The organism is Arthrobacter sp. StoSoilB19 (genome assembly GCF_019977275.1).
In the GTDB taxonomy this organism is placed as follows: domain Bacteria; phylum Actinomycetota; class Actinomycetes; order Actinomycetales; family Micrococcaceae; genus Arthrobacter.
In genome coordinates this window covers 2769769-2781570 of the sequence record NZ_AP024650.1, presented here as the reverse complement: position 1 = coordinate 2781570, position 11802 = coordinate 2769769, and the positions used below count along the sequence as shown (strand labels likewise).

At 62.9% G+C, this 11802-nt stretch carries 14 protein-coding genes and 1 other RNA gene; all 15 read left to right on the top strand.

Annotated elements, in window-relative coordinates:
- The first annotated feature begins 1 nt into the window (after position 1).
- The 15 genes from LDO86_RS12800 to LDO86_RS12730 all read left to right on the top strand — a co-directional run bounded on the left by LDO86_RS12800 (position 2) and on the right by LDO86_RS12730 (position 11724).
- Positions 2-358 (top strand): hypothetical protein, encoded by a 357-nt coding sequence (locus LDO86_RS12800; RefSeq protein ID WP_018768479.1) that lies wholly within the window; start codon positions 2-4, stop codon positions 356-358.
- Between the two features lie 346 nt (positions 359-704).
- A complete protein-coding gene (locus LDO86_RS12795; RefSeq protein ID WP_018768478.1) occupies positions 705-1928 on the top strand; it encodes an ATPase, T2SS/T4P/T4SS family in 1224 nt (407 codons plus the stop codon).
- Positions 1925-2782 carry a type II secretion system F family protein gene (locus LDO86_RS12790; protein ID WP_018768477.1) on the top strand — a complete coding sequence of 286 codons (858 nt, stop codon included), beginning with the start codon at positions 1925-1927 and terminating at the stop codon, positions 2780-2782. The genes LDO86_RS12795 and LDO86_RS12790 overlap by 4 nt, the downstream gene beginning before the upstream one ends.
- A complete protein-coding gene (locus tag LDO86_RS12785; RefSeq protein WP_018768476.1) occupies positions 2779-3720 on the top strand; it encodes a type II secretion system F family protein in 942 nt (313 codons plus the stop codon). The genes LDO86_RS12790 and LDO86_RS12785 overlap by 4 nt, the downstream gene beginning before the upstream one ends.
- 76 nt (positions 3721-3796) lie before the next feature.
- Positions 3797-4093, top strand: coding sequence for a hypothetical protein (locus LDO86_RS12780; protein WP_018768475.1), 297 nt, complete (start codon positions 3797-3799; stop codon positions 4091-4093).
- A 3-nt stretch (positions 4094-4096) separates the two neighbouring features.
- A complete protein-coding gene (locus tag LDO86_RS12775; RefSeq protein WP_018768474.1) occupies positions 4097-4510 on the top strand; it encodes a TadE family protein in 414 nt (137 codons plus the stop codon).
- Complete coding sequence (locus LDO86_RS20265; RefSeq protein WP_018768473.1) at positions 4491-5168, top strand: hypothetical protein; 678 nt, start codon at positions 4491-4493, stop codon at positions 5166-5168. The genes LDO86_RS12775 and LDO86_RS20265 overlap by 20 nt, the downstream gene beginning before the upstream one ends.
- Complete coding sequence (locus LDO86_RS12765; protein ID WP_018768472.1) at positions 5165-5611, top strand: pilus assembly protein TadG-related protein; 447 nt, start codon at positions 5165-5167, stop codon at positions 5609-5611. Before LDO86_RS20265 ends, LDO86_RS12765 begins: the two co-directional genes overlap by 4 nt.
- A gap of 73 nt (positions 5612-5684) precedes the next feature.
- Positions 5685-6800, top strand: a complete 1116-nt coding sequence (prfB, locus tag LDO86_RS12760; protein ID WP_018768471.1) for a peptide chain release factor 2 — start codon at positions 5685-5687, stop codon at positions 6798-6800.
- Between the two features lie 187 nt (positions 6801-6987).
- Entirely contained in the window at positions 6988-7776 is a 789-nt protein-coding gene (gene ftsE / locus LDO86_RS12755; RefSeq protein WP_018768470.1) for a cell division ATP-binding protein FtsE, read from the top strand.
- Positions 7773-8687 (top strand): permease-like cell division protein FtsX, encoded by a 915-nt coding sequence (gene ftsX / locus LDO86_RS12750; RefSeq protein WP_018768469.1) that lies wholly within the window; start codon positions 7773-7775, stop codon positions 8685-8687. Before ftsE ends, ftsX begins: the two co-directional genes overlap by 4 nt.
- A 29-nt stretch (positions 8688-8716) precedes the next feature.
- Positions 8717-10147 carry a M23 family metallopeptidase gene (locus LDO86_RS12745; RefSeq protein WP_018768468.1) on the top strand — a complete coding sequence of 477 codons (1431 nt, stop codon included), beginning with the start codon at positions 8717-8719 and terminating at the stop codon, positions 10145-10147.
- A gap of 83 nt (positions 10148-10230) precedes the next feature.
- Entirely contained in the window at positions 10231-10704 is a 474-nt protein-coding gene (gene smpB / locus LDO86_RS12740) for an SsrA-binding protein SmpB (RefSeq protein ID WP_009356865.1), read from the top strand.
- Between the two features lie 73 nt (positions 10705-10777).
- Positions 10778-11146: a transfer-messenger RNA gene (gene ssrA, locus LDO86_RS12735) on the top strand.
- Positions 11147-11262: 116 nt separating this feature from the next.
- Positions 11263-11724: a pyridoxamine 5'-phosphate oxidase family protein gene (locus LDO86_RS12730; RefSeq protein ID WP_018768466.1), complete on the top strand. Its 462-nt coding sequence runs from the start codon at positions 11263-11265 to the stop codon at positions 11722-11724.
- Positions 11725-11802: the final 78 nt, after the last annotated feature.

Genomic DNA, 11802 nt, shown 5'->3' with positions numbered 1-11802 from the left:
TGTGCCCTCTGTTGCGAGCGATTCGGCGCTGAGCTTCTGGGCGGTGGGCGACGGGGAAGCAGAGGTCACTCTCTTGGACCTCTGCCCCATTTCCGCCCCGCCGGGGCCGATGGCCTGGGCCATTGACTGGGGAGTAGCCGACGTCGGCGAACTGGCTGCGATGGAAGGCTGCGGCGACGCTGTGGTTGTTGGTGCCGGCGTCGCCTGTGGCAGCGTAGTGGCAGTTTGGGACGGGGCAGGCGTTGGTGTGGGACTGGGCTCCAAAGCGGAAGCTGCTCCGATCAGGCCAGGGCCGGTCAGCAAGGAGGCAGCTAATAAGCCGGCCCCAAGGGACATCATGATTGGGCGACGGGACTGAGACAGGTTCCGCTTCATATGTGCTCCGGAGACAATGCGGCGCTCCCCCAAGCGCCTCTTTGGATACTGCTCAGGTGATTTCCCCCAGGAAGGCACCTGATAGTGCTATTTCGATAAATAACGCGCTCACCATAGCACCAGTGTTACTGGCGCAACCAGTGATTCTGGTGTTACTTATGTGAATCCTGTGGTCTTCGAAGCGAAATCTTGAGCCCTACTAAGGGGAATCTTGAGGGTCGTCAGTTATCCACAGGAGTGCTGAATGACTTGTTGCGGCAGGACCCTCTACTTAAGCTGTACCCAGTCGAACTGCCTCCGCTGGGGGCGGCAGTTGTATGGGGGAACATATGGACGCGCTGGGAATTGTCGAGGACGAAGTCCGCGAGCTCATCCGCCGTCGTGGGCTGGACCCACTGAGGCAGGCAGGAGAGGTCCGTAGGCTGGTGGAAGCAGCCGTCACTGACTATGACGAGCGCGCCCTGATGGGGCCTCTTCCACCCCTTGGCCCGTTGGATGCTGCCCGTAGGTTCCTGTTCGATGCCGTAGCCGGCTTTGGAGTGCTCCAGCCACTCCTCGACGATCCTTCAATAGAAGAGATCTGGCTCAACGCGCCAAACGAAATATATGTGGCACGCAACGGGGAGTCAGAGCTGACCTCGCTGAGCCTCTCCGAGCAACACGTGCGTGACCTCGTAGAACGCATGCTCAAAAGCTCCGGCAGGAGGCTGGACATGTCGTCCCCTTTTGTGGACGCGGCACTGCCGGACGGATCCAGGCTCCACGTAGTCATTCCGGATGTAACCCGCCGGCACTGGGCCGTGAACATCCGCAAATTCGTCGTGAAGGCCAGCCGACTGGAACACCTGGTCGAGTTGGGAACGCTGACACCGCAGTCGGCACGATTTCTCGGCGCAGCGGTGTCCAGTGGCCTCAACATCCTTGTGTCGGGGGCCACCCAGGCAGGCAAGACAACCATGCTGAACTGTCTGGCGGCGAGCATAGGTAGCCGGGAGCGTGTCATCACGGTCGAGGAGATCTTTGAACTTCAGTTTCCGCTCCGGGACGTGGTGGGTCTGCAGTGCCGGCAGCCGAACCTCGAAGGTGAGGGCGAAATTCCACTCCGTCGCCTGGTCAAGGAAGCGTTGCGGATGCGTCCGGACCGGCTGGTGGTAGGGGAGGTGCGGGAAGCCGAGAGCCTGGACATGCTGATTGCCCTTAACAGTGGCCTGCCCGGAATGTGCACCGTCCATGCGAACTCGGCGCACGATGCTGTGACCAAGATCTGCACGTTGCCGCTGCTGGCGGGGGACAACATCTCCAGTGCGTTCGTGGTCCCCACCGTTGCATCCTGCATCGACCTTGTAGTGCACTGCAGCAGGCATCCCGATGGGCGTCGGCAAGTGACCCAAATCCTATCGTTGGGGCGCCGCGTGGAAAACGGCATCATCGAGTCGTCACTGGTTTTCGCCCTGGAGAATGGAATCCTGCAACCACGGGCCAACGCCATGCCGGCAGCTGAGAAGTTTTCGCGGGCAGGATACGACCTCGCCACGCTGCTGGATCCGCGATGATCCCGGCGCTGATGGGGGCGGCGCTAGGGATGGGCCTCTTCCTCATTTGGTGGTCCTGTTGGGAAACGCCGGACCACGGGAACCGCGTGCGAAAGCCCGGCCACCTGGCTGACCTGCTCGCGGTTGCCGGGGTCGACAGGGTCTCAGCCCGCGGTTTGGCCGGTACTTGCTTGGGCCTCGGGGTTTTTGTAGCACTGGTGTTCTACGGGCTTAGCCATTCGTGGCCCATTGCCGGCTGCTTCGGACTTTTCGGCACATGGCTTCCCATCACCATCCTCAGGTGGCGGGCCAAAAAGAGGACGGCCCTGCTGCGCCAACTCTGGCCTGACGTCGTGGATCATCTGCGCTCTGCGATCCGTGCGGGCCTGCCCCTGCCCGAGGCCCTCATTCAGCTTGGAGAAAAGGGACCTGAGGAATTGCGGCCCATTTTTCGTGAGTTCGGCGCTGACTATCGCGCCGGAGGCCAGTTTGATGGGTCTCTAAACAAGTTGAAGCAGCGATTGGCTGACCCGGTGGCCGACCGCATCGTCGAAGCGCTCCGGCTGACCCGGGAGGTAGGCGGTTCGGACCTGGGGAAGCTCCTGGGCACCTTGGCGGAATTCCTGCGGGAGAATGCCCGGACCCGCAGCGAGCTCGAGGCGCGGCAGTCGTGGACCATCAATGCCGCCCGGCTTGCCGTCGCGGCACCCTGGATCGTGATGATCCTGCTTGCCAGCAGGCCGGAGGCGATCCAGGCCTACAACACGCCTATGGGCGCCGCAGTCCTGCTCGGCGGCTTGGTGGTCTCGCTTGTTTGCTACACGGTGATGTTGAAGATCGGGGCCCTACCACAGGACGAAAGGGTGCTCCGATGATCGTCATCCCGCCTGCAGCAGTAATCTGCGGTATCGGCCTTGGCCTTGGTTTGTGGCTCGTGATCTTCCGGTCACCTCCCATGCGCGCCCTGACGCTTTCCCAACGCATAGAGCCCCAACTTAAGTCGCAAAACCTGGAGTCGAGGCTCCTGCACGCCGGCGAGCAGAACCTGACACCTTTCGGCCCCCTCGAACGAATTTTCCGTCCCGTCTTCCGGGACTGGCTGTCCGCGTTGGGAAGACTGAACCCCACGCCTGGTGCCACGGGCCGGCGGCTGGCCCAGGCAGGAATCAACAAGTCTGCCATCGACTTCCGCGCTGAACAGTTGCTGTGGGCTGCTGCGGGTTTTGTCCTCTCAGCGACTTTCATGCTCATTGGAGCCGCAGCGGGCAGGTTCAGCCCGCTCTTGGCAGCGGCGGTAATTATCGGCAGTACTGCAGCGGGTTTTGTGTTGCGGGACTACTGGCTTGGCGCCCAGGTCCGCCGGCGGGAAGCGCGGATGATGGCCGAGTTTCCCAGCCTTGCCGAACTGATGGCCCTGGCCGTCGGCGCAGGGGAGAGCGCAACAGGCGCATTGGATCGCGTCTGCAGGAGTGCCAACGGTGAGCTGTCCAAGGAATTTTCGAAGATCCTCGCGGAGACCAGGGCCGGCAAGCCGCTGATTCTGGCAATGCAGGAGTTCTCTGGGCGCACCGACCTTGCGCCGCTGGTCAGGTTTGTTGACGGCATCATCGTTGCGGTGGAAAGAGGAACACCCCTTGCGGACGTGCTTCGCGCGCAGGCGCAGGACGTCCGCGATTCGGCCAAGCGGGACCTGATGGAAGCTGCCGGGAAAAAGGAAATCGCAATGATGGTGCCCCTGGTTTTCGGGGTGCTTCCCCTGACCGTGGTGTTTGCTGTCTTCCCCGGCCTGGCCGCCATCAACCTGGGCTTCTGATGGGGAGAAAGACCCGAAGCCCGGACCCGCTGCCATTAGTTAAAGCCCACCTTAGGAACCAGGAATAGGACTCAAGATGAAAACCATGGGAACCCGCTGTGCACTGCTGCTTCTTGGCCTTGCCGCTCTACTGCAGCTCAAGGTGCCCGCGACAGCCGGGAGGGGGCGTCCTATCGGTGCACAGTACACCGAAGGCAGGGAAGACCTTCAGGTGCCTCCGACCATCGGTAACGATAACCCTGAACGAGGTGACGTTCCGGGATGGGTGATGATAACCCTGATGTCCGCGGTCTTGGTTGCAGCCCTGCTGGCGCTCGCGGGCCCCGCCTTGGAGGCCATGTTCAACCAGGCAATGGACAAGGTGGGGAACTGAACCATGCTGCCGTCCGCTCACGGACCCGTGCAGCCAGTGCTGCCCAGGCCGGGCGAGCGGGGTTCAGCCGTGGTGGACTTCGTCCTGGTTGGCGGGTTGCTGACGATGTTCTTCCTTGCGATTATTCAGCTGACCCTGGTTCTGCATGTCCGGAACACACTTATTGATGCTGCTGCCTCTGGTGCCCGGTACGGCACACTCGCTGACCGCAATGCCGCCGACGCGCAAGAGCGGACCCGCAGCCTCATCAGCATGGCCCTGAACGAAGGCTTTGCTGACCAGGTCAGTACGCAGGAAGTAACTGTCCAGGGGATGCGCACCCTGGAAGTGACTGTCCGGTCCCCAATGCCGGTCATCGGTCTGATTGGGCCCCGGGACCTGCTGGAGGTGAAAGGGCATGCGGCTGTCCAGCCTTGATCCGTTCAGCGCCAGCCCGTTGCCCCACCCCGACGGACCACCCCGCGCCAGTGCGCAGTCCTGTTCCAGTGCCCAGTCCCGCTCCAGCGCACAGGCCGGTTCCAATCTGTTCCTGGTCACGGCCCGCGTGGCAGAAGTGCTCTGCAGGGAGCGTGCCGGGGGCACGCACGTGGGCGACCCATCCCACTGCCCCAGGCCTGCTCGCGGGGAGCACCAGCAGCAGGGCTTTGTGCATGAGGAGCAGGGGAGCGGACACGAGCAAGGAAGTGCGGTAGTCGAGTTCACGTTCCTTGCACTTCTGCTGATGGTCCCGCTGGTGTACTTCGTGATCACCGTCGGGCAAATCCAGGGCGGTTCCTTCGCTGTGGTGGGTGCCGCGGACCAGGCGGCGAAGGTTTATGTGGCACAGCCGGATTCCTCCACAGCCCAGGCAGCTGCGGAGCAGGCCGTGGCCCTCGCCCTTTCCGACTTCGGGCACCAGGCAGACAGGGCCCGCATGGCCACGACCTGCAACCCTGCTGACTGCCAGGCCGCCGGAACCACGGTGACTGTCACCGTAAGCCTGAGCGTACCGCTGCCGTTCATTCCGTTCGCCGACGGATTATCAGCCACGGAGGTTGAGGCGTCTTCCACCCAATTGGTAGGCCGGTACCGGTGAAACGCCGGGAATCGGACCAGAGCGGCCAGGTCATGGTGATGATTCTCGGCTACATCACCCTGGCACTTCTGGTGGCGACGGTCGTCGTCGGCATATCTGCCGTCTATCTGGAGCACAAGCGCCTGCTGTCCCTGGCAGACGGGGCGTCGCTTGCGGCGGCCGACAGCTACACCCTGGGAGAAGTCACATCCCAGGGTGGAAGCCCCTCGGCTGTCCTTAATCCCGCGCGCGTCCGCAATGTAGCTGCCGACTTCGTCTCGAGGAGCCCAGCCTCGCAGCGTTTCTCAGGCCTCGCCGTCGCCGCTACAACGGGTACACCTGACGGTTCCACCGCCGTTGTGGTCCTCACGGCAGACGTGCACCCACCTGTGGTGAACTTCCTTGTCCCTGATGGCATCCGAATCGAAGCGACGTCCACCGCCCGCTCACGCCTGACCCGCTGAGTCATGCACCCGCTGAGCCAATGATCCTGGCAGCGCCGGGCCGTACCGCTCCATAGCGTAGGCTTAAACAACCATGGCCAATATTGATTTTTCCGCTGAAATCCGGGCGCTGCGCGCCACCTACGAGTCCATTGAACGCGTCAGCGACGTGGAGACACTCAAGGAAGACATCGCCGAACTCAGCGAGCGGGCAGGGGAGCCGGACCTTTGGGACGACCCCGCGGCCGCGCAGAAAATCACCTCCCGGCTTTCCCACCGCCAGTCCGAACTGGAGCGACTCACCAGCCTGGCATCCCGGATCGACGACCTTGAAGTCCTCGTTGAGCTTGGGCAGGACGAGGACGACGCGGACTCGATGGGGGAGGCCGCGACAGAACTTGAGTCCATTAGGAAAGCCCTCAAGGACCTGGAAGTGGTCACCCTGCTGTCCGGCGAGTACGACGAACGCGAAGCCGTGGTCTCCATCCGCGCCGGCGCGGGAGGTGTGGACGCCGCAGACTTCGCCGAGATGCTGATGCGCATGTACCTCCGGTGGGCCGAGCGGCACGGCTACCCCACCACCGTCATGGACACGTCCTACGCGGAGGAGGCCGGGCTCAAGTCGGCCACCTTCGAGGTGAAGGCTCCCTACGCGTACGGCACGCTCAGCGTGGAAGCCGGAACCCACCGTCTCGTCAGGATCAGCCCGTTCGACAACCAGGGCCGCCGCCAGACGTCCTTTGCCGCCGTGGAAGTCATTCCGCTGATCGAGCAGACGGACTCCATCGACATCCCGGACAACGAAATCAGGGTGGACGTGTTCCGTTCGTCGGGCCCCGGCGGCCAGTCGGTCAACACCACGGACTCCGCCGTCCGCCTCACCCACATCCCGACCGGCACGGTGGTTTCCATGCAAAACGAGAAATCGCAGCTGCAGAACCGCGCCGCCGCCATGCGCGTGCTGCAGTCCCGGCTCCTGCTGCTGAAGAAGGAGCAGGAGGATGCGGAGAAGAAGGCGCTGGCCGGCGATGTTAAAGCTTCGTGGGGTGACCAGATGCGCTCCTACGTTCTGAACCCGTATCAAATGGTGAAGGACCTGCGCACCGAGCACGAAGTGGGCAACACGTCCGCAGTGTTCGACGGCGAGATTGACGACTTCATCGATGCGGGCATCCGCTGGCGTACTGACAACCGCAACGCCGAAAAGTAGGCCTGCCGGCCCCGCCGTCCTGCAGCTGATCCAGCGACACGCCCCCGAAAGCAGGTCGAAGCACGGGGGACCCTGCGTATAGTCGAGGGGCCGGGGCCCTACTTTCCCCAAACGAAAACCCGTGCACCGGCTGCAGAACTGGGCTGCATCACAAGAATCAGCCATGCCCTGCAGGGTACTTAGGGCCATGATCCGATTCGAAAATGTCACCAAGGTTTACGACCAGAAAGCCCGTCCGGCGCTGGACTCTGTCACCCTTGAGATTGACCGCGGCGAATTCGCCTTCCTTGTCGGTGCGTCCGGCTCCGGAAAATCCACCTTCCTCCGCCTGGTGCTGAAGGAAGACCGCGCCACCTCCGGCGCTGTTTACGTGGCGGGCCAAAACGTCGCGAAGATTTCCAGTTGGCGTGTTCCGCGCCTCCGCCGGGGCATCGGCGTCGTGTTCCAGGACTTCCGCCTCCTGCCCCAAAAGAATGTCTTCGCCAACGTGGCGTTCGCCATGCAGGTCATCGGCAAGAGCCGCAGCGTCATCCGCGACACCGTCCCGGAGGTCCTGAAGACCGTCGGCCTCGAAGGCAAGGAACACCGCATGCCGCACGAGCTGTCCGGCGGCGAGCAACAGCGCGTGGCCATCGCGCGTGCCGTGGTCAACCGGCCCGGGATCCTCCTCGCGGACGAACCCACCGGAAACCTGGACCCCACCACGTCCATGGGAATCATGGGCGTCCTGGACAAGATCAACCAGAACGGAACCACCGTGGTGATGGCCACCCACGATGACGACATCGTCAACGAAATGCGCAAACGGGTGGTCGAACTCAGGAACGGCGTGGTGATCCGCGACGAAGCCAAGGCCTTGTACACCTCGATGATTCCCGTCGTCGGCCAGTCCAGGCGCCTTAAGGACGCCAGTGGCAGGGAAACGCCCGACGGCGGCCTGCCGGGCAACGGCGCTGAAGGCGAGGCCCAGCGGTGAGGCTCGCATTCATCCTTTCGGAAATCGGCAGCGGGCTGCGCCGCAACCTTTCCATGGTGGTCTCGGTCATCCTGGTGACGTTCGTGTCCCTCACCTTCGTGGGTGCGGCCGGAATGCTGCAGATGCAGATCAACCAGATGAAGGGCTACTGGTACGACAAGGTCCAGGTGGCGATCTTCCTTTGCAGTGAAGGTTCGACGGCGCCGGGTTGCGCTTCCGGGCCAGTCACCCCTGAGCAGCAACAGGGCTTGAACGCGCTCCTTGAGTCCCCGGCCGTGGCGCAGTACATCAACGACTTTCAGTTCGAGTCCAAGGATGAGGCCTACAAGCACTTCAAGGACCAGTTTTCGAACTCTCCGATCGTCGATTCCGTGACGCCGGACCAGCTGCCCGCATCGTTCCGGATCAACATGAAGGACCCGGAAAAGTACCAGATCATCAGCGAGACGTTTTCCTCCCAGCCAGGCGTGGAAACGGTGATCGACCAGCGCCAGCTCCTCGAACGCCTCTTCTCGGTGATGAACGGTGCGTCCCTTGTGGCGGTCGGCATCGCAGGGGTCATGATCGTCTGCGCCATCCTGCTGATCGCCACCACCATCAGGCTCTCCGCGTTCAGCCGGCGCCGCGAAACCGGAATCATGCGCCTGGTCGGTGCCTCAAAAACCGTGATCCAGCTGCCGTTCATCCTGGAAGGCGTCATAGCAGCCGTCATCGGCGCTGCCCTGGCCTCGGGCACCCTGTGGGCCGTAGCGCAATACTTCCTGGGCGACTATATGTCGCGGCAATACCCGGATACGGCCTTTATCTCATCCGGGCAGACCCTGATCATCGCCCCGGCGCTGATAATCCTTGGCGGATCCTTGGCAGGAATTTCGTCTCTCTTGACCTTACGTAGATATTTGCGCGTTTAGGCTGTGCACACCGCGACCTAGGAATGCCCATGAACCTCATTCACCAAACCTTGCCCCGCCCCCGGCACAGCCGAGGGCGGGCCGCTGCCCGCCGTTTGGGGATCGTCAGCGGCGTGCTCACCGTCATCCTTTCGGCCGGGATGGCCCTTGCCACACCCGTCGCTTTCGCCGACGACCTCGAAGACCGCCAAGCCGCGCTCGAGGCCGAAGCCGCACGCGTCCAGGCATCCCTCGAATTCGTCGATTCCCGGATCGCCAAGGCCGCCAGCGACCTGGTGATCTACCAGGGACAGTTGCCCGGTGCCCAGCAGGCACTCCTTGAGGCACAGGGCCGGGTAGCCGGGGCTGTCAAGGAGGTAGAGGCGCTGTCGGCCCGCGTGGACATGGCCCAGCAGAACAAGGCCAAGATCACCCAGCAGCTGGAGACGGACAAGCAAAAGATCGCGGACACCAAGAAACTGATTGGGCAGATCGCCACCCAGGCCTACAAATCCGGCGGCGTTCCTTCGAACCTGTCGCTCTTCTTCGGCTCCAACAGCGGCAGCAGCCTGACCGAGACCATGGACCTTGCGGACCAGGCCATGCGCAGCCAGAACGCAGCCATGGACAAGCTCAGCCAGCAGAACGCCACCAACGTCAACTCCGAAGCGCGCCTGCAAGCTGTCGAAGCTGAGATCAAGGACCTCAAGGCCAAGGCCGACGCCGCCCTGGAGCGGGAGAAGGCCGCCCGCGACGAGGCTGCGGCCAAGAAGGCCCAAGTCGACCAGCTCATTGCGGACACCACCCGCCTCGATGCCGAACTCCAGGCGGCAAAGCCCGGCATCCAGGCCCAGTTGGCCGGCGTCCAGGCCAACCAGAACCAGGTGGCCAACGAGATCGCCGAACGCGACCGCAGGGCCCGTGAAGCTTGGGAAGCCGAGCAGCGCAGGCAGGCGGCTGCTGCTGCCGCTGCGGCGGCCGCGGCCGCGGCCGCCGCAAACCGCCCGGCCCCGCCCGCGCAGCCGTACGTCCCGCCCGCCGCGGGATCGCCGTCGGCGTTTGGCCTCCGCCACCCCTTCGACGGCAGCATCCCCATCACCTCCGGTTTTGGCTACCGCACCACCCCGCCGGGAACCATCGACTTCTATGGCACCGGTGGATACATGCACACCGGAATCGACTTTGGCGCAGCCTGCGGCACGCCCGTGTATGCGGCAGCTGCCGGTGAGGTCTTCAGCTCAGGCTGGAATTCCGCCGATGGTGGCGGTTGGCGCGTCAAGATCGATCACGGCGTGGTGCAGGGCAATACGCTCACCACCATCTACTACCACAACTCCAGCATCGTGGTTTCGAATGGGCAGAGGGTCTCCCAGGGTCAGCTCATTGCCTACTCCGGCAGCACCGGCAACTCCACGGGTTGCCACGCCCACTTCGAAACCTGGCTCAATGGTGCCGCCGTCGACCCCATGGGATTGCTGTAGGGGCGAAGCGCTGCTGCCGTAGACTGGTATAGCTCCGCGCCGCAGGCCCGGAGGCACCCGACCTGAACCCGAGGAGTTTCCCCGTGCCTAAAGAAAGTGGCCGTAAGGTAGTGGCCACCAACCGCAAGGCCCGGCACGATTACCACGTGCTGGACACTTACGAGGCCGGCATCGCGCTGATGGGCACCGAAGTGAAGTCCCTGCGTGAGGGCCACGCCTCCATGGTGGACGGATTTTGCACGTTCTATAACGACGAACTGTGGATGGAAGCCATCCACATTCCCGAATACAACCAGGGCAGTTGGACCAACCACGCGGCACGCCGGCGCCGCAAGCTGCTGCTGCACCGGGAAGAACTCATCAAGATCTCCCACAAGGTCCGGGAGTCCGGCTACACCATTGTTCCCCTCCAGCTGTACTTCGTGGACGGCAAGGCCAAGGTGGAAATCGGTGTTGCCCGCGGCAAGCGCGAATACGACAAGCGGCAGACGCTGCGGGAACAGCAGGACAACCGTGAAGCCCAGCGTGAGATGCGCGAGCGCAACCGGCGCCGGTAGGAATTATTTCCACGGGTCATGCGTTAGTATGAATAGTCCGGCAGGCTTGCCAGCCGGTTTGGTAACAAAATACGGGGATGATCGGTTTCGACGGTGTTAGTCGCGACAGGTGAAGCGGGCCGAGGATGCAGAATTATCTCGTAAACGCTTTCTGCAAACCAATAAGTGCCGAATCTAAGCGCACTGACTTCGCTCTTGCTGCCTAAGCAGTAAGACAGTCCGTCAGCCCGGGGTTGCTATCGCCCCGGATCCTGGCGTCATTTAGATAGCCACTGCTGTTTGCTCCCGTCATCGGAGTAAACGGGACTTTTAGATGACTGGGCCCGGATCAGCCAGCTGTTTGCAGCATGGCTGGGGCCGAGAAAATCCGACGCAAACTGCGCCCGGAGAAGCCCTGACAACACGACATCGGACGGGGGTTCAATTCCCCCCATCTCCACCCACGGGTAAAACACCCCGGTCTTCGGACCGGGGTGTTTTTCTTTGCCTGTCAAGGCAAGGGGACCCGGGCCTAAATGCTCTACCGGGCTGGCCCCGCAAGCCGTTACCTTCGACTGCATGCACAACGATCCACCGCAAACGCCTACCGAAGTCCTGGACGCCGGAACGTGCTGGGACCTCCTGCGTGTAGTATCCGTCGGCCATTTGGCAGTGCTGGTGAACGGATACCCGGAGGTGTTCCCGGTCAACTACAAAGTGGACCACGAATCGCTGGTCTTCCGGACGGGGGAGGGAACGAAACTGCGCGCAGCAGGCGGGCCGCTCGCCGTCGCCCTGGAAGCCGACGGCCATGATGCCGCCAAAGCATGGAGCGTCCTGGTCAAAGGCAAGGCCGTCATCCTCGAGCCATCGGAGGAACTGATGAAGGGAGCAGGCCTTACCCTGTTTCCCTGGCAGGCCGGTGAAAAGGAGCACTTTGTCCGGATCGTTCCCAACTCCGTAACGGGCAGGCGTTTTTCCATCACGTCCCCGTTGACCTGGTGGAGCCACGTGGGGCACACAGCCGGCGCAAAGACATAGGGTTCCAGTGGCCGCGTCGTGACCCGGCGGCCGCGCCGGGCCCTAGGGCCCTGTCCGGAATGACCGCTTTGCTGGTAC